This window comes from Marinobacter profundi, from assembly GCF_002744715.1.
GTDB lineage: Bacteria > Pseudomonadota > Gammaproteobacteria > Pseudomonadales > Oleiphilaceae > Marinobacter > Marinobacter profundi.
On the sequence record NZ_KZ319368.1, the window covers coordinates 377675 to 403916 of the forward strand.

The 26242-nt window shown below is 59.4% G+C and carries 25 protein-coding genes; 4 read left to right on the plus strand and 21 right to left on the minus strand.

Annotated features, from left to right (window positions below; translation table 11 throughout):
• Positions 1-36 precede the first annotated feature (36 nt).
• On the minus strand, positions 37-690 hold the full coding sequence (locus CLH61_RS04690; protein ID WP_099613540.1) for an OmpW/AlkL family protein: 654 nt from the start codon (positions 688-690) through the stop codon (positions 37-39).
• 99 nt (positions 691-789) lie between these two features.
• On the opposite strand from CLH61_RS04690, the gene CLH61_RS04695 reads away from it, so the two are divergent.
• A complete protein-coding gene (locus CLH61_RS04695) occupies positions 790-1662 on the plus strand; it encodes an ion transporter (RefSeq protein ID WP_099613541.1) in 873 nt (290 codons plus the stop codon).
• Positions 1663-1710: 48 nt separating this feature from the next.
• On the opposite strand, the gene CLH61_RS04700 is transcribed toward CLH61_RS04695, so the two are convergent.
• The gene (locus CLH61_RS04700; protein WP_099613542.1) at positions 1711-2481 is read right to left on the minus strand and encodes a ferredoxin--NADP reductase; all 771 of its coding nucleotides are present in this window, start codon (positions 2479-2481) and stop codon (positions 1711-1713) included.
• Positions 2482-2606: 125 nt separating this feature from the next.
• Between CLH61_RS04700 and CLH61_RS04705 the strand changes: the two genes are divergently transcribed.
• Positions 2607-3488: a LysR family transcriptional regulator gene (locus CLH61_RS04705; RefSeq protein ID WP_099613714.1), complete on the plus strand. Its 882-nt coding sequence runs from the start codon at positions 2607-2609 to the stop codon at positions 3486-3488.
• A gap of 10 nt (positions 3489-3498) precedes the next feature.
• Here CLH61_RS04705 and miaE read toward each other — a convergent pair whose 3' ends face one another.
• Positions 3499-4104 carry a MiaE family protein gene (gene miaE, locus CLH61_RS04710; RefSeq protein ID WP_099613543.1) on the minus strand — a complete coding sequence of 202 codons (606 nt, stop codon included), beginning with the start codon at positions 4102-4104 and terminating at the stop codon, positions 3499-3501.
• Positions 4105-4360: 256 nt separating this feature from the next.
• Between miaE and CLH61_RS04715 the strand changes: the two genes are divergently transcribed.
• On the plus strand, positions 4361-6955 hold the full coding sequence (locus tag CLH61_RS04715) for a bifunctional aconitate hydratase 2/2-methylisocitrate dehydratase (RefSeq protein ID WP_099613715.1): 2595 nt from the start codon (positions 4361-4363) through the stop codon (positions 6953-6955).
• Between the two features lie 134 nt (positions 6956-7089).
• Here the strand turns inward: CLH61_RS04715 and CLH61_RS04720 are convergent, their stop codons facing one another.
• The 15 genes from CLH61_RS04720 to CLH61_RS04790 all read right to left on the minus strand — a co-directional run bounded on the left by CLH61_RS04720 (position 7090) and on the right by CLH61_RS04790 (position 22054).
• Positions 7090-7836, minus strand: a complete 747-nt coding sequence (locus CLH61_RS04720) for a sulfite exporter TauE/SafE family protein (RefSeq protein WP_099613544.1) — start codon at positions 7834-7836, stop codon at positions 7090-7092.
• 13 nt (positions 7837-7849) lie between these two features.
• Positions 7850-10012, minus strand: a complete 2163-nt coding sequence (locus CLH61_RS04725; protein WP_099613545.1) for a TRAP transporter permease — start codon at positions 10010-10012, stop codon at positions 7850-7852.
• A 96-nt stretch (positions 10013-10108) separates the two neighbouring features.
• Complete coding sequence (locus tag CLH61_RS04730; RefSeq protein WP_099613546.1) at positions 10109-11116, minus strand: TAXI family TRAP transporter solute-binding subunit; 1008 nt, start codon at positions 11114-11116, stop codon at positions 10109-10111.
• Positions 11117-11348: 232 nt separating this feature from the next.
• Positions 11349-12839 (minus strand): sodium/proline symporter PutP, encoded by a 1491-nt coding sequence (putP, locus tag CLH61_RS04735; RefSeq protein WP_099613547.1) that lies wholly within the window; start codon positions 12837-12839, stop codon positions 11349-11351.
• Between the two features lie 411 nt (positions 12840-13250).
• Positions 13251-14039 (minus strand): helix-turn-helix transcriptional regulator, encoded by a 789-nt coding sequence (locus tag CLH61_RS04740; protein WP_099613548.1) that lies wholly within the window; start codon positions 14037-14039, stop codon positions 13251-13253.
• Positions 14040-14124: 85 nt separating this feature from the next.
• Positions 14125-14775 carry a dTMP kinase gene (gene tmk / locus CLH61_RS04745; protein ID WP_099613549.1) on the minus strand — a complete coding sequence of 217 codons (651 nt, stop codon included), beginning with the start codon at positions 14773-14775 and terminating at the stop codon, positions 14125-14127.
• Complete coding sequence (gene mltG, locus CLH61_RS04750) at positions 14772-15827, minus strand: endolytic transglycosylase MltG (protein ID WP_170003607.1); 1056 nt, start codon at positions 15825-15827, stop codon at positions 14772-14774. The genes tmk and mltG overlap by 4 nt, the downstream gene beginning before the upstream one ends.
• A 5-nt stretch (positions 15828-15832) precedes the next feature.
• On the minus strand, positions 15833-16642 hold the full coding sequence (locus tag CLH61_RS04755) for an aminotransferase class IV (protein WP_099613551.1): 810 nt from the start codon (positions 16640-16642) through the stop codon (positions 15833-15835).
• An 8-nt stretch (positions 16643-16650) separates the two neighbouring features.
• Positions 16651-17898, minus strand: a complete 1248-nt coding sequence (gene fabF, locus CLH61_RS04760; RefSeq protein WP_099613552.1) for a beta-ketoacyl-ACP synthase II — start codon at positions 17896-17898, stop codon at positions 16651-16653.
• 118 nt (positions 17899-18016) lie between these two features.
• Positions 18017-18250 carry an acyl carrier protein gene (gene acpP / locus CLH61_RS04765; RefSeq protein WP_008174976.1) on the minus strand — a complete coding sequence of 78 codons (234 nt, stop codon included), beginning with the start codon at positions 18248-18250 and terminating at the stop codon, positions 18017-18019.
• Positions 18251-18405: 155 nt separating this feature from the next.
• Positions 18406-19149: a 3-oxoacyl-ACP reductase FabG gene (fabG, locus tag CLH61_RS04770; protein WP_099613553.1), complete on the minus strand. Its 744-nt coding sequence runs from the start codon at positions 19147-19149 to the stop codon at positions 18406-18408.
• A 14-nt stretch (positions 19150-19163) separates the two neighbouring features.
• Positions 19164-20102 carry an ACP S-malonyltransferase gene (fabD, locus tag CLH61_RS04775; protein ID WP_099613554.1) on the minus strand — a complete coding sequence of 313 codons (939 nt, stop codon included), beginning with the start codon at positions 20100-20102 and terminating at the stop codon, positions 19164-19166.
• A 122-nt stretch (positions 20103-20224) separates the two neighbouring features.
• Positions 20225-21226, minus strand: coding sequence for a phosphate acyltransferase PlsX (gene plsX / locus CLH61_RS04780; RefSeq protein WP_099613555.1), 1002 nt, complete (start codon positions 21224-21226; stop codon positions 20225-20227).
• A gap of 42 nt (positions 21227-21268) precedes the next feature.
• A complete protein-coding gene (rpmF, locus tag CLH61_RS04785; protein WP_008174968.1) occupies positions 21269-21448 on the minus strand; it encodes a 50S ribosomal protein L32 in 180 nt (59 codons plus the stop codon).
• 60 nt (positions 21449-21508) lie between these two features.
• Entirely contained in the window at positions 21509-22054 is a 546-nt protein-coding gene (locus CLH61_RS04790; RefSeq protein WP_099613556.1) for a YceD family protein, read from the minus strand.
• Between the two features lie 162 nt (positions 22055-22216).
• Between CLH61_RS04790 and CLH61_RS04795 the strand changes: the two genes are divergently transcribed.
• The gene (locus CLH61_RS04795; protein WP_322868213.1) at positions 22217-22825 is read left to right on the plus strand and encodes a Maf family protein; all 609 of its coding nucleotides are present in this window, start codon (positions 22217-22219) and stop codon (positions 22823-22825) included.
• Here CLH61_RS04795 and CLH61_RS04800 read toward each other — a convergent pair.
• The 3 genes from CLH61_RS04800 to rluC form a co-directional block, all read right to left on the minus strand.
• Positions 22822-23841 carry a S49 family peptidase gene (locus CLH61_RS04800; protein ID WP_099613558.1) on the minus strand — a complete coding sequence of 340 codons (1020 nt, stop codon included), beginning with the start codon at positions 23839-23841 and terminating at the stop codon, positions 22822-22824. The genes CLH61_RS04795 and CLH61_RS04800 overlap by 4 nt on opposite strands.
• A 103-nt stretch (positions 23842-23944) precedes the next feature.
• Positions 23945-24592 carry an HAD family hydrolase gene (locus CLH61_RS04805; RefSeq protein WP_099613559.1) on the minus strand — a complete coding sequence of 216 codons (648 nt, stop codon included), beginning with the start codon at positions 24590-24592 and terminating at the stop codon, positions 23945-23947.
• A 42-nt stretch (positions 24593-24634) separates the two neighbouring features.
• Positions 24635-25684 carry a 23S rRNA pseudouridine(955/2504/2580) synthase RluC gene (gene rluC, locus CLH61_RS04810; protein ID WP_099613560.1) on the minus strand — a complete coding sequence of 350 codons (1050 nt, stop codon included), beginning with the start codon at positions 25682-25684 and terminating at the stop codon, positions 24635-24637.
• Between the last annotated feature and the right edge of the window lie 558 nt (positions 25685-26242).

Sequence of the window (26242 nt, forward strand, 5' to 3'; positions counted from 1 at the left end):
TCCGGCCTTCTTCATAGCAACTCCGGCAACTCCGGCTCAGAATCGGTAACCAACTCCCAGCGAGAAGACGACCGGATCAATCTCCATTTCGACGGTCTCATTTATGGCTCCGGAGAATTGGGCGTCCGTGTCCAGCAGGGTATAGCGAATATCGAAATTGACCAGCACCGGCGTACCGAAGTCCAGCTCCACACCCGCAAGGAAGGTGGGGTCGAACGTGCTGTCGAGATTGACGTCCAGGCCGGATAGCCGGGCGTTCTCATCATAGAACTTGTTGAACGCAACCCCGGCGCCCAGATAGGGCGTAACCGCCGAGGGATCCTGAATGTACAGGTTCAGGGTCAGGTAGGTGGGAACATATTTGACGTCGCCTATGTTGCCGATACCCAGATCTTTCAGCCGGGCGTTACCCTCAAGATTCGGTGAGTACGGCAGCGACGAACTGATTTCAGCCGCCGCATAATCCGTGAAAAACCAGGCCACCGAACCACTCAGGGTCACGTCGCTGTCCAGCCGGACAGCGCTGCGCGATATGCTGGAGAAGCTTTCACTCCCGGTGTCCGGGTCCATGGCACTGACGCCCGCCCGCACCAGCAGGTCACCCGCAGCCCCATGGGTCTGCGTGGCCAGCACCATGCCCAGCATAGAAATCCCGACGCGGAACACACCTTTTACTGAATATCCCTTCATAATGCCTCTCCAGGAGAAGGTCGGTTGACGGGTAAACACGCCGCTCTCTAGAGTTTAGACGAGTTCAGACCAACAACAGTGCAACGGAGACTTCGACGGATGCCAAACCTTGAGCCCGCACAGGTGGGGCTGCGGACCCGGCTGTTCAAACTGCTTTTTGAATCCGACAGCCGCGCGGCCAAGGCCTTCGATATTGGTCTGGTGACATTAATTTTCCTCAGCGTTGGCATCGTCATGCTGGACAGCATCGAACGTTACCACCAACGCTTTAGTGACCTGTTTTTCTATACGGAATGGGCCATCACCGTTCTTTTCACCATCGAGCTGGTCCTGCGGATTTACTGCCTGCAGAAGCCCTGGCTCTACCTGAAAAGCTTTTACGGCATCATCGATCTGCTGGCCATCCTGCCATCGTGGCTGACCTTGATCGTACCCGGCTCCCAGACACTGATCGTCGTCCGGTTGCTGCGGGCGTTGCGGCTGTTCCGGGTGCTGGACATGATGATTCTGGAGGGCGAGAAAAGGCTGCTGCTGGATGCCCTCATCAGGAGCCGACACCAGATACTGCTGTTTTTGTTCACGGTGCTGATGGTCGTAACCATCTTTTCCTCTGTCCTTTATCTGATTGAGCCGGCAGAAGCCGGCTTTACCAGTATCCCGACGGCCATTTACTGGGGCATTGTCACCCTGACAACCGTCGGTTACGGCGACATAACACCTGTCACCCCACTCGGCCAGTTTATCTCGGTAGCGATCATGCTGACCGGCTACTCGATCATCGCGCTACCCGTCGGTGTCTTCTCCGCGGAGGTCATCCGTGCCCTGCGTGAAGAGCGCTATTCCCGTGAAGCCTGTCCCGGCTGCGGCAGGGATCACCACGAACGGGATGCACGCTACTGCAAATTCTGCGGAACCTGGCTGGATGAAGACACCCTTGATCCCCGCCATAAAACAAAAAGCCCCGAAGCCTGAGGCTCCGGGGCTTTTTTGCCGGGCTATCCAGTGGCCCAAGAGCAATAATTACTGCTCGACAAACGCCCGCTCGATCACATAGTGCCCCATCTCGCCACCGCGGGCTTCCTTGAAACCGAACTTGTTGAGAATGGCGCAGGTATCCTTCAGCATGCTGGGACTGCCACAGATCATGAACCGGTCGTTGTCCAGGTCAAACTCCGGCAGGCCGAGGTCCCGGGTGATCTTGCCGCTTTCCATGGCATCCGTCAGACGACCCTGGTTGCGGAACGGCTCACGGGTCACAGTCGGGTAGTACAACAGCTTGCCATCGACCATTTCACCGAAAAACTCGTTATTGGGCAGCTCTTCAATGTCCTTCTGATAGGCCAGCTCGGACACGTAGCGCACACCGTGGGTCAGGATTACCTTGTCAAACGCTTCGTAGACTTCCGGATCCTTGATGATGCTCATGAACGGCGCCAGGCCGGTGCCGGTACTGATCAGCCACAGGTTCTTGCCGGGCAGCAGGTTGTCCAGCACCAGGGTGCCGGTGGGTTTGCGGCTCACCAGAATCTCGTCACCCACCTGGATTTTCTGCAGCCGGGAGGTCAGCGGGCCGTCGGGAACCTTGATGGAGAAGAACTCCAGCTCCTCCTCGTAATTGGCGCTGGCGATGCTGTAGGCGCGCATCAGCGGCTTGCCATCGGTTTCGAGGCCAATCATCACAAAATGACCGTTCTTGAAGCGCAGCCCCGGATCGCGGCTGGTCTTGAAGCTGAACAGGGTATCGTTCCAGTGGTGAACGCTGGTGACTTTTTCTTTGATCAGATTGCTCATGCCGTGCTCTCGCCTGTTCTGAAAACGTGTTTCAAGTTGCAGTAATGAATTGAATAAATTCTAACCCGCAGCTAACCTATCGACAAAATGGGATATTCTCATAACCTTATTCGGTTGGATCGATGATGAAATACAGCTTCCGTCAGCTGGAGGTCTTTCTCGCCGCGGCCCACTTCCAGAACATCACCCGTGCCGCCGAATCCCTCAGCATGTCCCAGTCCGCCGCCAGCAGCGCTCTTAAGGAGCTTGAAAACCAGTTTGACATCCAGTTGTTCGACCGCGTCGGCAAGCGTCTGCAGCTCAATGAGCTGGGCCGGTTGTACCGCCCCAAAGTCGAGTCACTGCTCGCCCAGGCCGGAGAACTGGAGCAGGCCTTCAGCAAACATTCCGAAATCGGTGCGCTGAAAGTCGGTGCCACGCTGACTATTGGTAACTATCTGGCCGTTGGCGTCATGGCCCAATACATGAATACCCCTACCCACCCCCGGGTGTCGCTGGAGGTGGCCAACACCAGCACCATCGCCAGGCGGGTACGGGACTTCGAGCTGGACATCGGGCTGATTGAAGGAGAGATCCAGGCCGCGGAGCTGGAGATGATTCCCTGGCGCGAGGACAACCTGGTGGCGTTCTGTGCGCCGCAACACCCGTTGGCCAAGCAGCGCTCGCTTACCGATGACGATCTGCGCGCGGCTACCTGGATCATGCGGGAGGAAGGTTCCGGCACCCGTCAGAGCTTTGAGCGGGGCATGCATGGCCTGCTGCCAGACCTCAACATCCTGCTGGAACTGGAGCACACCGAAGCGATCAAGCGGGCGGTGGAAGCCGGTCTGGGCATTGGCTGCCTGTCACAGGTCTGTCTTGCCGACGCCTTCAAACGGGGCAGCCTGGTACCCCTGACCGTACCGGAACACCGCAAGTTCGACCGGCAATTCTACTTTATCCTGCACAAACAGAAGTACCGCAGTGCCGGCATTGATCGCTGGATGGAACTGTGCCGGGCGTTATAACAACGGTTCGCTACAACAGTGGTCCACTGTGGAAGCGAAATTCCGCGTCCAGCGTTTCAACAAGTTGCTGTTCGATCGCGAGGAACTGTGCAACACGATCCGCCACCGGCCCACCGTTGGCCTGCTCAGCCAGGGTCAGGTAATCCTGGTAATGACGGGCCTCGGATTTCAGCAGGCTGCGATAGAAATCCGCCAACCCATCGTCGAGAAACGGCGCCAGTGCCGCAAAGCGTTCGCAGGAACGGGCTTCGATAATCGCACCCACGATCAGTACATCCACCAGCCGGCCCGGGTCATCTCCCCTCACCGGCTCCCGCAGGCCCGCAGCGTAACGGGCCGGAGTCAGGTGACGGTACTGCACGCCACGCTTTTTCATAATTGCCAGTACCTGCTCGAAGTGGCGCAACTCCTCCCGTGCCAGCCGGGACATCTTGTTCAGCAGATCGCTGTTGTCTACATAGCGGTACATCAGACTGAGTGCGGTCGACGCGGCTTTCTTCTCGCAGTGGGCATGATCGATCAGCATCAGATCCTGGTTATCGAGGGCGTTCTCGATCCAGCGTTGCGGCGTGCGGCAGGGCAGAAACTGGTGAATCTCTTGCAGGGCGTCAGTCATGGCTTTGTTCAGGTCAGAATCACGGGCCCGGCAGTATACACGACATAACAGAACCCTCCGACCTCTGTCCAACTTAACTTTATAAGGGCTTTCCTATAGAATGCAGCGCCAGATCAAGGAGTCTCTGAATAAATCCTGAAACCTCGTCAGTGATTTGAGGCGTTATTCAGAGGCTCCTGCGGCCTTTTCGCCACAAAACTCCCGCCAGGCATGATGCCGCATGCGCGGGACATTCCAACTGATGAGGGTCCATATCGTGTTAGAAGCCTATCGTGAACACGTTGCAGAACGCGCGGCTCTGGGAATCCCCCCCAAGCCCCTGAACGCTGAGCAGACAGCCGGACTGGTTGAACTGCTGAAGAACCCGCCGGCAGGTGAAGAAGAAACCCTGGTTGACCTGCTGGAAAACCGCATTCCGCCGGGCGTCGATGAAGCCGCTTACGTCAAGGCCGCTTTTCTCACTGCCATCATCAAGGGCGAAGCCAGCTCTCCGCTGGTTGACAGCAAAAAGGCCGTCCAGCTGCTGGGTATGATGCAGGGTGGCTACAACATTGCCACTCTCGTTGAGCTGCTGGATAACCCTGAACTGGCCGAGCTGGCCGGCAAAGAACTGAAGCACACCCTGCTGATGTTTGACGCGTTCAACGACGTGAAAGAAAAAATGGATGCCGGCAATGCCGTCGCCCGTGACGTCATGGAATCCTGGGCCAACGCCGAGTGGTTCACCAACCGCAACAAGGTAGCCGAAAGCACCAAGATGGTGGTGTTCAAGGTAACCGGCGAAACCAACACCGACGACCTGTCCCCGGCTCCCGACGCCTGGTCCCGCCCGGACATCCCGCTGCACGCCCGCGCTGCCTACAAAATGGAGCGTGACGGCCTGAAGCCGGAAGAGCCCGGCGTTACCGGCCCGATGAGCCAGATCGACGAAATCAAGGCCAAGGGCCTGCCGGTTGCCTTCGTGGGTGACGTGGTTGGAACCGGTTCTTCCCGTAAGTCGGCCACCAACTCGGTACTTTGGTTCTTCGGTGACGACATCCCCGGCGTGCCGAACAAGCGCGGCGGCGGTGTCTGCATCGGCAACAAGGTTGCTCCGATCTTCTTCAACACCATGGAAGACGCTGGCGCCCTGGTATTCGAAGCCCCGGTAGACAACATGAACATGGGCGACGTAATCGACATTCGTCCGTACGAAGGCAAGATCCTGAACGAAGCCGGCGACGTCATCTCCGAGTTCAAGTTCAAGTCCGACGTGATTCTGGACGAAGTGCAGGCCGGCGGCCGTATTCCGCTGATCATCGGTCGCGGCCTGACCAACAAGGCCCGCACTGCACTGGGTCTGGGCGCAACCGACCTGTTCCGTCTGCCGAAAGATCCGGAAGCGGGCACCAAGGGCTTCACCCTGGCCCAGAAGATGGTTGGCAAGGCCTGCGGCCTGGAAGAAGGCAAAGGCGTTCGTCCGGGTACCTACTGCGAGCCGCACATGACCACCGTGGGCTCCCAGGACACCACCGGCCCGATGACCCGTGATGAGCTGAAAGACCTGGCGTGCCTGGGCTTCCAGGCGGATCTGGTTATGCAGTCTTTCTGTCACACCGCGGCTTATCCGAAGCCGGTTGACGTCGAAATGCAGCACACCATGCCGGACTTCATCCGCACCCGTGGCGGTGTTTCCCTGCGTCCGGGCGACGGTATCATCCACTCCTGGCTGAACCGCATGCTGCTGCCGGACACCGTTGGTACCGGTGGTGACTCCCACACCCGCTTCCCGATGGGCATCTCCTTCCCGGCCGGTTCCGGTCTGGTTGCATTTGCCGCGGCCACTGGCGTTATGCCGCTGGATATGCCGGAATCTGTTCTGGTCCGCTTCAAGGGCGAAATGCAGCCGGGCATCACCCTGCGCGACCTGGTACATGCCATCCCGCTGTACGGCATCAAGCAGGGCATGCTGACCGTTGAGAAGAAGGGCAAGATCAACGAATTCTCCGGTCGTATCCTGGAAATCGAAGGCCTTGAGCACCTGACTGTCGAGCAGGCGTTTGAACTGTCCGACGCCTCTGCCGAGCGCTCTGCTGCCGGTTGTACCATCAACCTGTCTGAAGAGTCCGTGGCCGAGTACCTGCGCTCCAACATCGTGATGCTGCGCTGGATGATTGCCGAAGGCTATGGCGATCCGCGCACCCTGGAGCGTCGCGCCCAGCAAATGGAAGCGTGGCTGAAAGATCCGAAGCTGATGCGTGCCGACAAGGACGCCGAATACGCCCACGTGATCGAGATCGACCTGGCCGATATCAAAGAGCCGATCGTGTGCTGCCCGAACGACCCGGACGACGCCAAGTTCCTGTCCGAGGTGGCTGGCGACAAGGTGGACGAAGTGTTCATCGGTTCCTGCATGACCAACATCGGTCACTTCCGTGCCGCCGGCAAGCTGCTTGAGCAGCATAAAGGCGCCCTGACCACCCGTCTGTGGATGTCTCCACCCACCAAGATGGACCAGGCCCAGCTGATGGAAGAAGGCTACTTCAACACTTACGGTACCGCCGGTGTACGCACCGAGATGCCGGGCTGCTCCCTGTGCATGGGTAACCAGGCACGCGTGGCCGCCAAGTCGACCGTTCTGTCCACCTCAACCCGTAACTTCCCGAACCGCCTCGGCGATGGTGCCAACGTGTACCTGACCTCTGCGGAACTGGCAGCTGTGGGCGCGGTACTGGGCAAACTGCCGACTCCGGCGGAGTACATGGAGTACGCCAAGAACCTGAACAGCATGTCGAAAGAGATCTACAAGTATCTCAACTTCGACCAGATGGAGAACTACACCAAGAAGGCTGCCGAGGCGAACGTCGCCTAAGCACGAGCCTTCCGGGTTCAGCTCCACAAAAAACGCCAGCCTCCGGGCTGGCGTTTTTTTATTGCTTGCCGACGCTAGCTACAGTGATTCCGTGCCAGCCCTCCCTTCCCTTATCTGGGCCGCCAGCAGTGCTCTCAGTAGACGATCAGCCGGACCAGGATCGCCGCCACCATTACCAGGGTTATCCACTTCACCCACTGGGCACCGCGCTCGCTCAGGTTGACGCGAACGGCGAGGAATGCCCCGGTGATGTTACCGAGCGCCAGCACCAGGCCCATTCCCCAGCGAACCTGGTCATTGATGGCGAAGATCAGCAGCGCCGGCAAGGTGTAGATAAGCACGATTGCCACCTTGAAGACGTTCACCTGGGGCAGGTCGATTTTAAGCATGCGATAAAGCACGACAATGAACAGCGCACCGACGCCGACCTGAATGAAACCGCCATAAATGCCGATAGCAAACATCGCCAGGTAGATTACCGGTCCAAGGCGATCGGTGGTCAGCGGCCGGGTATCCAGTTTCGGCTGCGGCAACAGCATGAACACCGATGCGCCGATCATGGCGGTCACCAGCACCACTTCGAACACCGCATCGGCCACCCGGGTTGCCATCCAGGCTCCCAGCAGAGAGCCCAAAACGGCCGGTACCGCCAGATGCAGGCTGACCAGCAGGCTGCCATGCCCCATGCGGTGGAAGCTGCCCACCGCGGTGATGCTTTGCAGGGTGATGGCCACCCGGTTGGTGCCGTTAGCGACCTGGGGCGGTAGCCCGAGGAACATCAGCAGCGGCAGCGTCAGCATGGAGCCGCCCGCCGACAGCACGTTGATGAATCCGGCCACACCGCCGATCCCGACCAGCACCAGCAGTTCGATCACACTCATGGGCAGCAACCGCTCATGCGACAACCCGCGGGGTCAGGCGGGGCGCCTTGCGACTGCTCCAGATGAAGAAGCCGATAAAGATCACCAGGCCTGCCAGATCCAGCAAAAGCATCTGGTGTGGCCAAAGCATCAGGGCACCCACCGGGAACATCACCAGGCGGACAAACCAGCCCAGGCGATGCTCCAGAAAACCCTCCATACCGGCCACGATGGCGTAAATTCCGAACAGCGCAAAGGCGAACACCATGAGCATCTCGGTCAGGTCACCGCCAATCAATGGTGAGTAGGCAAACAGCAGCGGTACGATGTACAGCCCCTTCGCCAGTTTCCAGGCGGTAAAGCCGGTTCGCATCTGCGGTGTTCCGGCAATAGCGGCGGCGGCAAAAGCAGTCAGACACACCGGCGGCGTTACGTTGGAGTCCTGGGACAGCCAGAAGATGATCATGTGGGCCGCAACCAGGGCCATGGTCAGCGCCTGGGCTGACAGCGCCTGCTCCAGCAACTGCGAGCTGAAGGCTTCCGGCACCAGTGCCAGCATTTGTTGCGCGGTGGCCTTGTCCATGGGGGCATTGAGCAACTCGAACTTGTCCGGCGCCGCCAGCATGAAGATCGCCCTCGCCTGCTCCGGCAGATTGCCCGACATTAACAGGTCGAGCAACTGGCTCTGGGCGATCAGCCCGTAAAGCGCAGGCGCCGACAGGGTGGCCAGCACAATGTAGGCGGCGGTCACCGGCAGGCCCATACCGAGAATCAGCGACGCCAGGGCGACCAGCAGGATGGTAATGAGCAGACTGCCACCGGCCCAGTCGGTGATCATCAGTGAGAAGGTATTACCGATTCCGGTGGTGGAGACCACCATGACGATCAGGCCGACGGTAATCAGCAGGATCGCGGTGCTCATGATATTGCGGGTGCCCATCTCCAGGGCCTCCAGAATATCGCGGAAGCCCATGGGTTTCTTCGACAACCAGGAGGCCGCAATCACCGAAACAATCGCCAGACCCGCCGCGTAAGTGGGTGTAAAGCCATAGATCAGCGCCGCCACCAGGATCACCAATGGCAAAAGGTAGTGCCAGCCGTCCTTGAGGACCTCTTTCAGCGACGGCGTAGTGTCATCGTCCAGTCGGGTTGCATGGCTTCGCTTGGCCTCGATACGGACAAACATCGCCACAGAGAGGAAGTAAAGCAGGGCCGGAAGGGCCGCCACGCCAATGATCGTGAGGTAGGATACCTGGGTGTACGACGCCATGATGAAGGCCCCGGCCCCCATGACCGGAGGCATCAACTGGCCTCCGGTGGATGCCGCCGCTTCCACCCCTGCGGCAAACCGGGCCGGGAATCCCGCCTTGCGCATCAGCGGGATGGTAATCACCCCGGTAGACACGGTGTTGGCAACGCTGGAGCCGGACACAGACCCCATCAGCCCGGATGAAAAAACCGCTACAAACCCGGGACCACCGACAAAGCGCCCTGCGGCACAACGCGCCAGTTCGATAATGAAGTCTCCGGCGCCGGACTTGACCAGAAAGGCGCCGAACAGGATGAACATGAACACATAGGTCCAGGAGATCCGTGCAATCGAACCAAGCATGCCCTGCCCGCCAATGAACGCCCGATAGAGCACGGTTTCCCAGGACAACCCGGGGAAATTGAAAATACCGTCAACGTACTGGCCCCACCAGGCTACGTAGGTTAACGCGAAAATACACAGGGCCGGGATGAACCAGCCCACGGTGCGGCGGGCAAATTCCAGCACCAGGACCACAGCAGTAACCGAGACCACCCAGTCAGCGGTGGAGAAATTCACACCCCGCTGGTACAGGGCATCCTCGAAAAGAATCAGGTAGCACGCACAAGCCAGTGCCGCCAGGCCGAGAAAGATGTCCACGCCGAGGACCAGCCGCTTACTCCCTGCAGAACCGCCACGAAACAGCGGTGTAGTTAACGCACACAGCAACCCGAACATGCCAAAGTGCAAGGCCGAGATCCACAACTCCGACAGGGTGGACAGGGTATTGAAATAAAGGTGGCTCAGCGAAGTAATGATGGCGAGGGCGAAGATCACACGTCCGAGCAGCGGGTGGTCCAGCCGCTCACTGGCCTCACTGGCGCTTTCATCACGTATTTCATCCAGGGGAGCACCCGCGGGTGCAGGTTTGGGATCAGGCGTGGTCATAGATAATACCGATAAGACGGAAGCCGGACGAACCCGGCTTCCTCGTTGTTCCGCCCGCCGGCAGGGTTGCCGGCAGGACACCACCGTTGACAGGCGTTACTTTGCAACCAGGCGATCCGGAATGGTCAGGCCCTGCTCACGGAAAAACCGCTCCGCTCCGGGATGCAGTGGCATTGGCAGCCCGGCAATGGCCTTTTCCAGCGCCATTGCTTTGGTCGCCGGATGGATGTTGTTCAGGAATGGCAGGTTTTCATAGACGGTTTTGGTAATCTGGTAGACGTCTTCCTCGGGCACATCCGCACGTACTGCCAGAATGTTCGGCTGGGCAATGGTGTTGATGTCTTTCTCCTGGCTCGGGTAAGTGCCAGCCGGAATGGTGTACGGCGACCAGAGTTCGAACTCACTGTTGACCTTGGCCAGTTGCTCGGCGGTGAAATCCAGGGTGGTAATATCCTTGCCCATGTTGGCATAGGCGCGGGTGACCGCAGACGCCGGCACACCGGCAGGAATATTCATACCCTCGATGTTGTTGTTCTGCATGGCATCGGCGCTCGGGCCATAACCAAGGTAGGCCATTTCCAGCTTGTCGAGGTCGATCCCGGCATTACCGAGGATGTAGCGTCCCGAACCTTCGGTACCCGAGTTGCGGGCTCCGATGGAGAAGCTTTCACCATACAAGTTGGTCATGTCGTCTATGGTGCCGGTCTTCACGTACTTACTGTCCACCACGAAATGCTCTACGTTCTGCCACAGCATGGTGACGGAACGCATATCCTTGTAGGCCTTCGGCACGGGACCGCTGCCATTCCAGGCGTAAGCGCCATACAGGCCCTGCAGGATACCGAACTGGATCTGCCCCTCATCCATCAGTTTGAGGTTCTCACCGGAACCCGCGGAGCTGATGGCCGAGACAGAGATGTTGCTGGTGGGTTCCAGTTTGACCTTGACCAGAGTGGAGATGGCAACCCCGACAGGGTAGTAGGTGCCCCCGGTGGTCGCCGTACCCATCACGTAGTTACCCTCGGCGTGCACACCGGCAGAGAAGGTAAATACCGTCGCAGCCAGCGCACCGGTCACTGCTGTCAAAATTCGGTTCTTTTTCATAACCCGTTGTCCTCGCATCATTATTATGATTCGTTATCTGATATATGACTTTACTAAAGTAGCGGCTCGATCGACAACTTGCCAGCCCAAACGGCACACTGTCGATCCGGCTGGAGGTCTTACAACCTGAACGCCCCCGAAAAAAAACAAACCCCCACCCATAGGGTGAGGGTTTGTGCCAGCCTGTCCCGGAGCCCTGCTGGCTCAGATCGGGCAATACAGGCTCTCCGGATTACCGGCTAATTGCCTGGTACTCGCCCGCATCCGCCGTCGCGAGGCTCACGACCACGATGGCAATCCAGGATGCGATGAAGCCAGGAATGATTTCATAAACGCCAGGGCCACCCATGAACTCACCGTTCCAGCCCAGCGCGATCCATACCATGACCGTAAGCGCACCCACAATCAGGCCAGCAACCGCACCGGCACCATTGGTACGCGACCACATCAGGGACAGAATGATCAGCGGGCCAAATGCAGCGCCGAAGCCCGCCCAGGCGTTACTCACCAGCCCCAGAACCTGGGAGTTCGGGTCAGAAGCAATCAAGGCGGCGACCAGACCAACCAGCACAACACATACCCGACCGACGTTGACGCACTCACGGTCAGTTGCTTCCTTACGCAGGAACAGACGATAGAAATCCTCGGTCAGCGACGAGGAAGATACCAGCAACTGGCTGGAGATGGTGCTCATCACGGCTGCCAGCAACGCGGCATAGAGGAAGCCGGTGATCAACGGATGGAACAGCAGCTCGGACAGGATGATGAAGATGGTTTCCGGATCAGCGACGTCCATACCGTTGCGCACCGCATAGGCCCGGCCAAAAACCCCCAGCGAAATCGCACCAATCAGCGAGATTGCCATCCAGGACATACCGATGTTCCGGGCAGTCGGAACATCCTTGATGGAACGAATGGCCATAAAGCGCACGATAATGTGCGGCTGACCAAAATAGCCAAGCCCCCAGGTTACCGCCGACAGCCAGCCGATGAAGGTGAGCCCTTCGGTCCACGACAACAGAGTAGGATCAACTTCGTTAAGAGTCTGTGAGGCCTGCGCAAAGCCGCCGCCGCCTTCGCCAAAGAGCACCACCGCCGGCATGATCACCAGGGCCAGCATCATGATGCAGCCCTGGACAAAGTCGGTCATGCTCACCGCCAGGAAGCCACCCACAACGGTGTAGGCCAGCACCACACCCAGGGTGATGACGATACCGACAGCATAATCACTCATCCCGCCAACATTGATAATCTCGGCGAAGGCGCTTTCAAACAGCTTGCCGCCGGCGACCAGACCGGACGCCGTATAAACCGCGAAGAAGATGACAATGACAACCGCCGACACCGTTCGCAGGGACAACGCCTGTGTCGGGAAGCGGTTTGCCAGGAAGGAAGGGATAGTAATTGCATTACCGTAGTGAACGGTTTGCTCGCGGAGCCTGGGGGCAACCAGCACCCAGTTGAAAAAGGCCCCAACAAACAGACCGATACCAATCCAGGCGGAAGCCAGACCGGAAACGTAAAGCGCCCCCGGAAGACCCAGCAGCAACCACCCGCTCATGTCCGAGGCCCCGGCCGAAAGGGCCGCCACCTTTGGACTGAGCGCCCGCCCACCCAACATGTAGTCTTCAGATGAGGACGTGGATCTGCGCATCGCATAGATGCCGATGGCAATCATGAGCGCGAAGTAAGCAAAGAGACTGATCCAAACACCAATAGCCATGAAAATCCTCCAGTTCAACAGGGCGAAACCCGCTCCGCCCGTTCAGTGCGTTAACCGGGGTGATATCCGGTCGACGCACTCTTTATTGTTGTGTGTCTTAGCTGATACGAGTCCCTGCCCTGCTGCAAACCATTGATCAACCGGGCAACGTCATCCTGCTCAGGAACCTTTCCGTTAAGGTTAGTGGCAATATCAGTTACCGCAAGGTGCGTTGAAACATGATCCCGGATGCGGGGCATCAGCGCTTTCAGGCAGGCAGTCGCGTCGTCATCCCGCAGGCGTCGCTGTCAAATGCTCCTCAAACACCCGCGCAGGCGACCTTTGACCGACTCTGTAAGTTAGTATTACTACGGATCCGGCGCTTGCAGAATTCTACGATTATTTTGCAAATTCGTATTAAAGAGCGGGCTTTCAGACAATTTCGGCGGCATTTTGCCCCGAACGGAGCTGGGTCGGTGTCACCTTGCGGTGTTTGCGCAGGGCGTTGGTCAGGGCACTCTGGGAGGAGAACCCGGTCCGGTAGCTGATCTCCGCCACCGAGAGTGACGTCGCAGAAAGCAGGTGCGCGGCCTGCTCCAGACGGGTCTGCAAGAGGAACTGGTGGGGCGTTACCCCTGTCACCTTGCGGAACAACTCATGAAAGCGGCTCACACTCAGGCAGGCCAGGCCGGCAAGGTCATTGACGGTGATCTTGCGGTGGAGATGCGCCAGGATGTAGCGACGGATCGCATCCGGGCTGATGCTGTTCCGGCCAGAGGCAGCCGGTTGGCCATCATGGAGCCTTTCTGCCATGCAATGGAGAATGCCGGCTGCCAGGTGCCGCTTCAGGCCATCATTCCGCGGAGACCGGTCAAACTCCCCCGCTGCAAACTGCACCAGCCCCTGGAGCCGGCTATCCAGCGCCAGAGTACGGGGCCGCTCAAACATCGGCGCCAGCCGTTCATAATCGGCGTGCTCCGGGGTATTGAGGGCGGGAATATACGGATCCAGGTTGATGACCAGAACATGATTCTGCCGATCACCGCAGTAGTCATGACGCGCCTCGGTGGGCACCAGACAAGCGCGCCAGGTATCGAGGTGGGATCCGGCGCCTTCCACATTGAGGTCTGCTTCTCCCTGCACCCCGATCACGATCTGGTGATGTTCGTGTCGGTGCTGATGGGAGGCGTGTGGCAGCTTCAGCAGGCGCGCATTCAGCATACAGGCAACGGCTTGGTAATTGAGAATGAGCCTTAATTAAACCAGATAGCGGGTGAAAAAGCACCACCGCAAGCAAAAACCGGGCTTACCCTGCGCCGACCAAACCCCTGACCAGTGCGCTCACTTCAGCACTCACCACATCCAGCGGCCGGCCGGCATCGATGATGTGATAGCGTTCCGGGGCCAGGGCAGCTCGCTCGCGATAGCAGTGCCGAACCCGCTCGAAGAAGGCAACTGTCTCCTGCTCGAAGCGGTCCAGCGCGCCGCGCTTGCGCGCCCTTGCCATACCGGTTTCTACCGGGGCGTCCAGCAAAATCACATGATCCGGACGCACGTCGCCCTGCACCAGGTTCTCCAGCAAGGCGACACGCTCTGCCGGCACGCCGCGGCCGCCCCCCTGGTAAGCAAACGTGGCATCGGTAAAGCGATCGCACAATACCCAACGGCCCGCTGCCAGTTCCGGGAGGATGCGGGTATGCAGGTGCTGCGCCCGGGCGGCAAACATCAGCAACAGCTCGGTCATTTCGTGAACCGGTTCGTCGCGGGGTGTCAGCAGGAGGTCACGGATGGCCTCTGCCATTGGCGTCCCGCCAGGCTCCCGGGTCACCACGACCTCGAGCCCGCTTGACCTCAGGGTTTCTGCCACATTCGCCAACTGGGTGGACTTGCCTACACCTTCAGTACCCTCAAGTGTAATGAACTGGCCACGAACCACGAACGCGCCGCCGGCACTCATTGCGCAGCCTCCGCTTCCGCCGGCGCCGGTGAGGACCGGTAATCGGCGCGCCGGTTAAGCTGGAATTCCCGTACCGCGCGCTGATGCTCGGCCAGCGTGCGGGAAAACTTGTGGGAACCGTCACCCCGGGCGACAAAGTACAGGGCGTCACCGTCGTCGGGATGCAATGCCGCATGAATCGCCTCGCGCCCCGGCAGGGCAATCGGTGTCGGCGGCAATCCATCAATCCGGTAGGTGTTGTAGGGGGTGTACGCACGCAAGTCGCGACTGCCAATCTTACCCTTGTAGCGGTCACCCATTCCGTAGATCACCGTCGGATCCGTCTGCAGGCGCATGCCCTTTTGCAGGCGACGGACAAACACGCCGGCAACCTGCTCCCGCTCATAAGCCACGCCCGTCTCCCGTTCAACAATCGACGCCATGATCAGCGCTTCATAAGCGTTGGCGTACGGCAGGTTTTCGGCGCGATTTTCCCATTCTTCCGCGAGGGTTGTTTCCATCTTGCGGAACGCCCGCTTCAGCAGATCCAGGTCTGACTCTTTGCTGTTAAACAGGTAGGTGTCGGGAAAGAAGCGCCCTTCCGGGTGTTCTCCGGCCGCGCCCAGTTCCGTCATGATCTGCTCCGCGCTCCAGTCTGCGGTCACCTGCTCCAGCCTGGGGCTGGCAGCGAGCGCGGTTCGCATGTCGTTGAAGGTCCAGCCCTCGATGAACTGGATTGACCAGTGCTTGGTCTCACCCGCCACCATCCTGGCAATCATTTCCCGGGGACTCATGCCATCCGTAAACTCGTAGGTACCGGCCTTGATCGCAGTCTGCTCCGGATAGAGGCGACCCTGAAGGCGCACCCAAAGGCTGCGTTCCACCAGACCGGACGTCTCCATCTGCTGCGCAACGCTGCCGAATGCCGTGCCACGGGGCACTTCAAAAAGCATCGGCTCCTCCAGCGCCACCGGATTGGCCAGACTGGCCACACCCTGCCACAACCAGAGAGCGGTGCCCGCTGCCGCAAGCACACCCACACAGACAACAGCAATCAACAGAGATCTCAACAAACGAATTATTCCAGCTCTTCCAATGGACCGCAGATTGTCGCAAGCCCGTCATCCAGAGGCAAATCCCTTTCCCCAAGACTGCGAACCGCGACGTGGCCAACCACACTGTTCAGCAGATACAGGCCGCGGCAGTGCGGTGATGTCAGGAGGGACGGCACCAGCGGCCGCTCAACGACCGTCTCACCGCAGGCAATGAGCCTGTCGGTCACCCAGCCCAGCATGACACCGGCTACCGCCAGGCAGGACCGCGGCGGTACCAGCCACTGATCACCGTAACGCAGCAGCAGATTGGTACGGGTGCCCTCCACCAGATTGCCTGCGGGATCCGCCATGATGACTTCGTACAGGGAGTCGTCGAGGTCGCGACTGGCCATTACCTGGTCGAGTCGATTGAGGGTTTTCAGGCCTGCCAGCCGCGGATTGACCACAAGGGGGTAGTCCGTCATCCCGGCAGAGACACCGCTCTCCGGCAGCGCTGCTGGCAACGGATGGGCAGAAATGATCAGGCGGGGTCGACAGGATTCCGGCGGCCGGTATCCGCGGCCACCACTGCCACGGGTAAGTTGGAGCTTGAGCACCCACGCACCGGCGCGGCCATGGCGGACCAGGGCCTCCTCAAGCGCACCGCCCAGCGCCGCCTGATCGAGGGGAATGTCCAGGACCTCCGCGCCCCGGACCAGTCGTGCCAGATGGCGGGCCAGCAGCAGTGGGCGCCGGCCCTCGATCCGGATGGTCTCGAACAGGCCGTCACCATAGGCCAGCCCGCGGTCATCCGCCGGCACCGGCTCCTGATCCGCCCACAGCACGGTCAGCACGACAGACCTCAGGCTTCGTAACGGCGGAAAATAAGAGTTCCGTTGGTTCCGCCAAAGCCGAAGGAGTTGGACAAGGCGTAACGCAGGTCAGCGGAACGGCTCTGGTTGGCGACAAAGTCCAGGTCGCAGCCATCGTCCGGGTTATCCAGGTTGATGGTCGGCGGCAAGATGCCATCCCGTACCGCCAGTACCGAGAAAATGGCCTCAACCGCACCGGCCGCCCCGAGCAGATGCCCGGTCATGGACTTGGTACTGCTCATGGCCAGTTTGTAGGCGTGGTCACCGAACACCGCTTTCGCCGCGGCCACTTCCGCCACGTCACCGACCTGGGTAGAGGTGCCATGGGCGTTAATGTAATCAATGTCCTCAGGGCGGATACCGGCATCACGTATGGCATTCACCATGGCACGCTGGGCACCTTCGCCAGACTCGGGAGGCGCAGTGATGTGGTGGGCATCATCACTCATGCCAAAGCCTGCGACTTCGCCGTAGATCACAGCGCCACGGCGGCGGGCATGTTCGAGCTCTTCAAGGACCACCACGCCGGCGCCGTCGCTGAGCACAAAACCGTCACGGTCGCGATCCCAGGGCCGGCTGGCCTTTTCGGGTTCGTCGTTACGGGTGGACAAGGCCCGGGCCGCCGAGAACGCGGCAATTCCGGTGCGGGTGGTGGCCATCTCTGAACCGCCAGCCAGCATCACATCCGCATCGCCATAGGCAATGGTGCGGGCGGCATAGCCGATGTTATGGGTACCGGTGGTACAGGCGGTGGTGATGGCGATATTGGGCCCCTGGAAACCGAACCGGATAGCGACGTTGCCAGCGATCATATTAATCACCGATGCCGGCACAAAAAACGGAGAAACCTTGCGCGGGCCGCCCTTCTCCATCGTGATCACACTTTTCTCGATGAATTCCAGGCCCCCGATACCGGAACCGATGGCCACTCCCACACGGGTCCGGTCCAGCGCGTCATAACTTTCCAGCCCGCTGTCAGCCACGGCCTGGCAGGACGCGATCAGACCATAGTGGATAAAGGCATCGGTCTTGCGAGCATCCTTCGATGAAAGCCATGGCTCCATATCCAGATTACGGATAGCACCCCCGATCCGGGTATTGTATTCCGACGCATCAAAGCGGTCGATGGGACCGATGCCACTCTGCCCGCTCCGGATAGCTTGCCACGAGGAAGCCACATCATTTCCTAACGGGGAAAGCATACCCAGACCCGTGATCACAACACGTCGTTTAGCCATAACGTCCTTCGCTCAATCCTTTACTGTCTTTCAGAAACCAAAAACCGGCCAATAAAAAAGCCGCCCTTCTGCTACCAGCAAGGACGGCTTCTGCTTGGCCTTTCAGTCGAGCAGAGTATCAGGTGTGCGCGACGATGTAGTCGATCGCGTCCTGAACGCTTGTCAGCTTCTCGGCTTCTTCGTCAGGAATCTCTGTCTCGAATTCTTCTTCGAGTGCCATGACCAGCTCAACGGTGTCCAGTGAGTCAGCGCCAAGGTCCTCTACAAAAGAAGATGAGTTCTGAACTTCTGACTCTTTAACGCCGAGCTGTTCACAAACGATCTTCTTCACGCGCTCTTCAACTGTACTCATAATGTCCTCACTTTTGTGTCAACCAAGCAACTATTCGATTGCGATTGGGTTGCCAGTTTAGTTTAAACCCTACTTTCAGACAAGCAGGATATCTGTCTAACATCTTGTGCAACAAGGGCTTGCGCAAATGTTGCCCACGGGGTTAACCGAAACGGTTATCCCATGTACATGCCACCGTTAACGTGGATGGTATCGCCCGTCACATATCCTGCAGCATCCGAGGCCAGGAAGGCCACCACGGCTGCGACTTCCTTCGGGTCACCAAAGCGGCCAGCGGGTATGATTTCCATCATAGCGTTACGTTGGGCTTCGTCCAGTTTTCGGGTCATATCTGTGTCAATAAATCCGGGCGCAACACAGTTTGCCGTGATGCCCCGGTTTGACATTTCTTTAGCCAGGCTACGGGTAAAGCCTTCAACCCCGGCCTTGGCCGCGCAGTAGTTCGCCTGGCCCGGGTTACCCATGCCAGCCACGACTGAGCTGATGTTGATGATACGTCCCCAGCGGGCCTTCGCCATACCACGGAGTACCGCCTTGCTGGTGCGGTAAACACTGGCAAGATTGGTCTCGATCACATCTGCCCAGTCATCATCCTTCAGACGCATCAGAAGGTTATCACGGGTGATACCGGCATTGTTGACCAGAATCAACGGAGCGCCTGCCTTTTCGGTAACCTGCTTGAGGCCGGCATCGATACTGGCAGCCTCTGACACATTCATCACCAGACCAAAACCCTTCAGGCCGGCTTCTGCGAACATTGCGGAGATGGCTTCCGCGCCTTCGGCACTGGTGGCCGTGCCGGCAACCTCAGCACCCTGCTCAGCCAGAGCCAGCGCGATTGCCTTGCCAATACCACGTGTGGCCCCGGTCACCAGGGCAGTTTTACCTTCAAAAGACATGGAACGCTTCCTTTTTATGACTGCCCGAACGCGTCGATGGCCTTTGCCAGCGCATCCGGATCTTCAATTCCGTAGACCGTCAGCCCACGCTCAATTCGCTTGACCAGCCCCGCCAGCACTTTGCCGGCACCGCACTCAACGGCAACCGTGACACCCGCAGCGGAAAGCGCGCGAACCGAATCTGTCCACAATACCGGCGAGTACAACTGCTTGACGAGATTCGCCTTCAGAACATCGCGATCCTGTTCCGCGGTTGCCGACACATTCTGTACCACCGGGATGACAGCATCATTAAAGCTGACTTCATCCAGCGCCTTCGCCAGCTCCTCGGCAGCCCCCTTCATCAAGGCACAGTGGGACGGCACGCTGACCGGCAGCGGCATGGCCTTGCGCGCTCCCCTGGCCTTACAGGCCTCAATGGCGCGTTCAACGGCAGTCGTCGCACCGGCAATGACCACCTGCCCGGGAGCATTGAAATTGACCGCCGACACGACCTCGTCCTGACCGGCTTCGGCACAGGCGTCAATCACGTCCTGATCTTCGAGCCCGAGAATGGCTGCCATACTGCCCTGGCCGGCAGGAACCGCGTCCTGCATCAGCTCACCCCGCAGGCGCACCAGCTTAACGGCGTCAAAGAAGTTCAGGCTTTCCGCGGCAACCAGGGCACTGTACTCACCAAGACTGTGGCCGGCAAGAAAGTCTGGCCGGGTACCACCCGCCACAAACCACTGGCGCCACAGGGCAACACTGGCGGTCAGCAGGGCCGGTTGGGTCACGGTGGTCTGGTTCAGCTCTTCCGCAGGGCCTTTCTGGCACAGGTGCCAGAGATCATACCCCAGCACAGCGGAGGCCTCGGAGAAGGTCTGCTCAATGATGGGCCAATGGGTTGCCGCTTCTGCCAGCATGCCAACTGACTGGGAACCCTGACCTGGAAAAATAAACGCTGATTTCATAGTAGGAATCTTATCGTCATTGGGGATTACGGGAGATTAGCCAATAGTACAAGTTAACCCGAAGCAGTGTTCGTTTACCCGTTATTTACTGGCCGACTTTAGTCTCAGGAGGATAGCAGAGACTAAACCATAAGGTCGTCAAGGCGCTCATTGATACGACGGGGCACTTCCAGCTCAACCTCGCGGACCGCCTGCCGAATGGCCGACAGCATAGCGCGTTCATTGGCATTGCCATGACTTTTGATGACAACGCCCTGCAAACCGAGCAGGCTGGCGCCGTTATGGCGGGAAGGGTCCATCAGTGCCAGCAAGCGACCGACGATAGGCCGCGCCAGGAAGCCAACGAAGCGGCCGTAAAGACTGCGGGTGAAGGCCTGCTCGAGCACCTCAATCAGCATGCCGGCAACACCCTCGCCGGTCTTGAGGGCGATATTGCCCACAAATCCGTCACAAACCACCACATCCGCCACATCCCGGAACAGGTCACTGCCTTCCACATAGCCGATGTAGTTAAGGGTTTCGCACTGGGCCAGCATGTGCGATGCCAGGCGGACCTGCTCATTACCCTTGATCTCTTCCTCACCCACGTTGAGCAGCGCCACCCGCGGCTCGGACAAACTGCAGATCGCAGATGCCATCAGGGAGCCCATCAGGGCGTATTGATAGAGATTTTCGGCACTGGAATCGACATTGGCACCGAGATCAAGGACGTGACAACGACCGCGCAGGGACGGAATCAGCTTGGTGATGGCGGGTCGTTCGATCCCCGGGTACATGCGAATAATGGACCGACCGAAGGCCATCAGCGCACCGGTATTACCAGCGCTGACACACCCCTGGGCTTCACCATCGCGAACCAGGGTCAGCGCCACCGCCATCGAGGAATTCTGCTTATGCCGCAAGGCATGGGAGGGTCGCTCGTTCATCCGCACGACGTCGGCGGCTTCCATCACCCGGATCCGCGGATGCCCCGAATGCAACAAGGCCTCGAGCTCACTCCGGATTCCCACCAGAATGATACTCAAGGCCTCGTTTTCGCGTACCGCATCCAGCGCAGCAGCAACCACAACGGACGCGCCGCGGTCACCGCTCATGGCATCGATTGCTATGGTGACAGAGTTCACCGCTGCATCGCCCGCCAGGTTCTGGTGCTCAGGCGCAGCAACTTACTCGTCGCGCGCTTCGATTACCTGCTTGCCACGGTAGAAACCGTCCGGAGACACGTGGTGACGACGATGAACTTCACCGGTAGTCGCGTCGGTGGAGAGTGCTGCGGCGCTCAGGGCGTCGTGTGAACGGCGCATGCCGCGCTTAGAGCGGGTCTTACGATTCTGCTGTACAGCCATGATTATGCTCCTGACCTTTTTAAAACAATGTTCGTGTAATGTACCGGCAAGGGCACATCGTTAGTGCTTTTTCGTCTTCAGATCCGCCAGAACACTGAACGGGTTCTCGCGAGGCTCTGCTTCCGGCCGGGCTGACGCCTGCGTGCCCTCAAGGGCTTCAAGGGCCTCCCTGGCCGGACACTGGTCACGCTCATGCAGCGGGAACGGCGGAACCACGAGCAGCAACTCGTCCTCGACCATCGCCCACAGATCGGCATTAAAGCCTTCCGTCAGATAGGGCTCCAGGTCGCGTGGCAACTGCTGCGCCTGCGCATCACTGGTGACCAGTCCGAGACGGAACTCCGACACCAGCGTGGCCGCTTTCGGCCCCATGCACCGCTGACACTGCAACTCCACGTTCGCAGACAGCTTGCCAACAACAATGCGTCGACGCTCACCATCCATCGAAAACGACAGCGTAACCTGACAAACCCCGCCTTCTTCAAAGCCCGAGATGCATTCGTTAAAACGAGCCATGGCGCTGAGGGGAACGAATCCCTCCAGCACAGTGTTCTGCTCCGCGAGCCGGTAAGGATCGACGGACTTGGGCAATTCGGCGTTTGACATAGGCGCGCAATTTTAGGGACACCACCACCGTCTGTCAAAGACTTCGTCACGAATTCACGAAGGTTTGCCAGCAGCATAGGTGTATTTCACAATAAGGCCAGCGCATTCCGGACCGATTGCCGGCTTGCTGACCCGTTATCTGCAGGTTACGAGAGACTCCTGATGCCTTCTTTGCCACTGCCCGCCCCGCTCGTTCTCGCCTCCTCCTCACCTTATCGGCAGGAACTGCTTGCCCGCCTGGGACTGCCTTTCGAAACGGCCAGCCCGGAGATTGATGAGTCGCCTCGACACGGCGAAGCGCCGCAGGACCTCGCCCGCCGCCTCGCCGAGGAGAAAGCCCGCGCCCTGGCAAACCGCTTCCCGGCCCACTGGATCATCGGCTCAGACCAGGTGGCCGCACTGCCGGACGGCACCCGGCTCAACAAACCGGGATCCCACCAGCGCGCCCTGCAGCAATTACAGCTCAGCAGCGGCAAGACAGTCACGTTCCACACCGGATTGGCGCTTTACGATAGCCGCAATGATACCTGCGCCTGCGTGTGCGAGCCTTTCCGGGCCCACTTCCGCGAGCTGACCGAAACCGAGATCCGGCACTATCTGCTGACCGAGCAGCCCTACGACTGCGCTGGCAGCTTCAAGATGGAGGGGCTCGGCATCGCCCTGTTCAACCGCCTGGAGGGACGCGATCCCAACAGCCTGGTCGGCCTGCCCCTGATCGCCCTGAACGATCTGTTCAGGCAATGGGGCTTCAACCCCCTCACTGATCGCTAGCGCAATTCCAGGCGGGACTCGATCAGCTGACTGGCAAATCCGCTGCCTACGGACACACCCAACTGGTCAATCAGGTTCTCAAACGGGGAACGACGGCTGCTGTAATCCACCAACTCCTTGTAGCCGACAATTTCCCGGGCCACATAGGATGAACTGCCGAGACCATCCACCAACCCCAGCTCCAGAGCCTGCTCGCCGGTCCAGACCAGCCCGGAGAACAGGCGCTCGTCATCGGCCAGCCGGTCACCGCGGCCCGCGCGCACCTGTTCGATGAACTGCCGGTGCGTCGTCTCGAGAACATCCTGCCAGAAGGTCACCTCTTCAGGATTCTCGGGAGAAAAGGGGTCCAGAAAGGCCTTGTTTTCCCCGGCCGTATACAGCCGCCGCTCAACCCCCAGTTTGTCCATGGTTCCGGTAAAACCGAAACCACCCGCCACCACACCGATGGACCCCACCAGACTGGCCTTGTCCGCATAGATCTCGTCCGCCGCTGCGGCGATATAGTAGGCACCGGACGCGCCGATGTCTGAAATCACCGCATAGACCTTCTTGTCGGGGTATTCATTGCGCAGCCGGACAATCTCATCATACACATAGCCCGACTGCACCGGGCTGCCACCACCGCTGTTGATCCGCAGAATCACCGCCTTCGCTTCCGGATCCTCGAACGCCCGGCGCAGGGAACCCACGATATTGTCTGCACTCGCCAGCTCGTCGGCCGCGATGGTGCCGGTGATTTCGATCAGCGCGGTATGATCACCCACCGCGGACTGCAAACTTTCCCCCAAAGGGAACTTGAGCAGCAACAGAATCGCGAACAGATAGATAAAGGTCAGCAGCTTGAAAAAAATCCCCCAGCGCCTGCTCTTGCGCTGCTCGGACTGCAGGGACATCACCAGTTTCTCGATCAGCTTCCAGTCGCGACTGCTTTCCGGCCGGTCGCCGGCGTTGCGCGACGCAGCAGATACCGGTTCAGCGCCCCACCCCGGATTCTTGTCAGATTCCCAATCTGTCATCTGTTCTTCCTGTTTAGCGAATTAAATCCACAGCGCAGGCCCGGACCTCATCGACCAGTGCCGGTCACAGGCCGGTCGAAGCCCGATCCCAATCAAAGCCCAATCAAAGCCCGAGCACGTCCCGCAAATCTGCCACCGATTCGACAATGGCGTGGGGATCATACCGGCCAAGCACGTCGCGCTTGTGGACACCCCACTCCACGCCAATGGCCGGCATGCCGATCCGCTGCGCCATTTCCAGGTCATAGCGGGTATCGCCAATCATTACGGCCTCCTCGGGCCGGATCCCATAGACCCCGATCAACTCCTGCAACATGGCCGGATCCGGCTTGGAACGGGTCTCATCGGCACACCGGGTATGATCGAAATGCGCAGCCAGGCCACTGGAATGCAACGCGCCATCCAGGCCCCGCCGACTCTTGCCGGTTGCCACCGCACAGCCGCGACCGGCACGACGGAGGTCCGCCAGCACGTCCGCCATGCCATCGAAGACATTCTGGGGCGTCGTCACCTTGGCAAAGAAGTAGCGGGCGTAGCCATCGCGGATCGCATTCATCTCTTCGCGGCTGAGCCCCGGATAAAGTGCCTCCAGCGCCTCAACCATGCCAAGCCCGATAATATCCCGGTAGGCTTCCCGCTCCAGAGCCGGATACCCCAATTCGGTCGCCGCCTGGTGAAGGCTGTCGGCGATATGGTCCACCGAGTCAACCAGCGTTCCGTCCCAGTCAAAAATGACTACTTTAACCTGCATAGGATTATCCTGTTTCTGATCTGTTTCGGCCTCGCTACTGAACTACTGACCGCCGCCGGCACTGCTGCCTTTCACAGCGTCAAGCTTCGCAAGAAAGCCCCCGAACGCCTCATCATAGGGCGCCTCGAGACGAATACGCTCTCCGGGATTACCGTCACCGGCCGGCAAGGTAATTTCCAGCGCCCGGGCATGCAGCATCAGGCGCTGACCGCCCGCCGCGCGGAACGCCCGCAGACTGGCATCATCCATATACTTGTCGTCACCGGCGATAGGGTGCCCGGCCCACACACTGTGAACCCGGATCTGGTGGGTACGGCCAGTCACCGGTGACGCCTCAACCAGACTGTACCCCGGCCAGGAATCCAGCAGCCGGAAGGTTGTCAGCGACGCCTTGCCCTCGTTGTCCACCCGGACCCGGCGCTCACCGGATTTGAGTTCGAAACGCTGCAACGGCACATCCACCCGGTCGAGACCGGCGGGCCAGCTACCCACCACCAGGGCATGGTAATACTTACGCATACGGCGATGCCTCAGCTCATCCTGCAGGAACCGCAACGCCGAACGCTTTTTGGCCACCATCACCAGACCGGAAGTATCACGGTCGAGGCGGTGGACCAGCTCAAGAAATCTCTGCTCCGGACGGGCCGCCCGCAACACCTCGATCAGGCCGAAATCCAGCCCGCTACCACCGTGTACCGCAATACCCGATGGTTTGTTGACCACCAGCATCTGCTCATTCTCGAATACGATGGCTCCCTCCATCACACTCTGCACCCGCGAGCCCGGCACCACCGGCGCCTCCCTGACCTTCTGGGTGATCGGCGGAATACGCACTTCATCCCCCTGGCGCAGGCGGGTATCAGGCTTTACCCGCCCCTTGTTCACCCTTACCTCGCCTTTGCGGACAACGCGGTAGATCACACTTTTCGGGACTCCCCGCAACTGCGCCAGCAGGAAATTATCCACCCGCTGACCGTCATTATCCTCTCCCACAACCACCCGCTGCACACCCTTGCGCTCAGCGGCCGCGGCAGACGGCGCAGGAGACGCTTGCGAACCCGGGCGGCGGGGTTGTTTTCTGGTGACTGGCATAGGGTACGTCCGATAGGGAAGTGTGCGGGATTGATGGCCCCGATGATAACTGTTATATTCCGGCGTGCTTTACCGTTTGTCCACGGCATGGTAGGAACACCACAGGCCGGAGCGGCAGAAGTATACAGACACTACAAGCGAGTTTGAACGCCAGTTATCCGATCATTAAAGGACCTGGCGCTTGAAATGCTTCCGGAGAGAGCCCGCGGTGCCGAAACAGAAGGCACCTGCACAGCCCCCGGAAGAGAAGATGATAACCGTACGGAAAACCGACGGACGACATCACCGAAGAATCATTACCAGCACGCAGGGCCGGGCCGTCCAGCATACGAATACGACGTGAGACCCAGGTACCAGCGTGAACTTGAAAACGGATAACATGCGTCACCAGACAGTAACCCCAACCGACCTCCCCCTGCCCTCAGGCAGCCGGTACGTCTGCGGTTTGTTCAGGCCTACGGAAGCTGTATCCGTACTGATCTGATTCGTCTGGCCGCCGGCGACTCTATCGCCCGCGGAACGCCCGTTCTGCTTCGCTGATGCACTTCCCTCAGGTTT

What these genes read in the sequence shown, in the direction of transcription:
- CLH61_RS04690 (WP_099613540.1), bottom strand. Translation starts at nt 690, where the DNA reads ATGAAGGGATATTCAGTAAAAGGTGTGTTCCGCGTCGGGATTTCTATG.
- CLH61_RS04695 (WP_099613541.1), top strand. Translation starts at nt 790, where the DNA reads ATGCCAAACCTTGAGCCCGCACAGGTGGGGCTGCGGACCCGGCTGTTC.
- CLH61_RS04700 (WP_099613542.1), bottom strand. Translation starts at nt 2,481, where the DNA reads ATGAGCAATCTGATCAAAGAAAAAGTCACCAGCGTTCACCACTGGAAC.
- CLH61_RS04705 (WP_099613714.1), top strand. Translation starts at nt 2,607, where the DNA reads ATGAAATACAGCTTCCGTCAGCTGGAGGTCTTTCTCGCCGCGGCCCAC.
- miaE (WP_099613543.1), bottom strand. Translation starts at nt 4,104, where the DNA reads ATGACTGACGCCCTGCAAGAGATTCACCAGTTTCTGCCCTGCCGCACG.
- CLH61_RS04720 (WP_099613544.1), bottom strand. Translation starts at nt 7,836, where the DNA reads ATGAGTGTGATCGAACTGCTGGTGCTGGTCGGGATCGGCGGTGTGGCC.
- CLH61_RS04725 (WP_099613545.1), bottom strand. Translation starts at nt 10,012, where the DNA reads ATGACCACGCCTGATCCCAAACCTGCACCCGCGGGTGCTCCCCTGGAT.
- CLH61_RS04730 (WP_099613546.1), bottom strand. Translation starts at nt 11,116, where the DNA reads ATGAAAAAGAACCGAATTTTGACAGCAGTGACCGGTGCGCTGGCTGCG.
- putP (WP_099613547.1), bottom strand. Translation starts at nt 12,839, where the DNA reads ATGGCTATTGGTGTTTGGATCAGTCTCTTTGCTTACTTCGCGCTCATG.
- CLH61_RS04740 (WP_099613548.1), bottom strand. Translation starts at nt 14,039, where the DNA reads ATGCTGAATGCGCGCCTGCTGAAGCTGCCACACGCCTCCCATCAGCAC.
- tmk (WP_099613549.1), bottom strand. Translation starts at nt 14,775, where the DNA reads ATGAGTGCCGGCGGCGCGTTCGTGGTTCGTGGCCAGTTCATTACACTT.
- fabF (WP_099613552.1), bottom strand. Translation starts at nt 17,898, where the DNA reads ATGGCTAAACGACGTGTTGTGATCACGGGTCTGGGTATGCTTTCCCCG.
- acpP (WP_008174976.1), bottom strand. Translation starts at nt 18,250, where the DNA reads ATGAGTACAGTTGAAGAGCGCGTGAAGAAGATCGTTTGTGAACAGCTC.
- fabG (WP_099613553.1), bottom strand. Translation starts at nt 19,149, where the DNA reads ATGTCTTTTGAAGGTAAAACTGCCCTGGTGACCGGGGCCACACGTGGT.
- fabD (WP_099613554.1), bottom strand. Translation starts at nt 20,102, where the DNA reads ATGAAATCAGCGTTTATTTTTCCAGGTCAGGGTTCCCAGTCAGTTGGC.
- rpmF (WP_008174968.1), bottom strand. Translation starts at nt 21,448, where the DNA reads ATGGCTGTACAGCAGAATCGTAAGACCCGCTCTAAGCGCGGCATGCGC.
- CLH61_RS04790 (WP_099613556.1), bottom strand. Translation starts at nt 22,054, where the DNA reads ATGTCAAACGCCGAATTGCCCAAGTCCGTCGATCCTTACCGGCTCGCG.
- CLH61_RS04795 (WP_322868213.1), top strand. Translation starts at nt 22,217, where the DNA reads ATGCCTTCTTTGCCACTGCCCGCCCCGCTCGTTCTCGCCTCCTCCTCA.
- CLH61_RS04800 (WP_099613558.1), bottom strand. Translation starts at nt 23,841, where the DNA reads ATGACAGATTGGGAATCTGACAAGAATCCGGGGTGGGGCGCTGAACCG.
- CLH61_RS04805 (WP_099613559.1), bottom strand. Translation starts at nt 24,592, where the DNA reads ATGCAGGTTAAAGTAGTCATTTTTGACTGGGACGGAACGCTGGTTGAC.
- rluC (WP_099613560.1), bottom strand. Translation starts at nt 25,684, where the DNA reads ATGCCAGTCACCAGAAAACAACCCCGCCGCCCGGGTTCGCAAGCGTCT.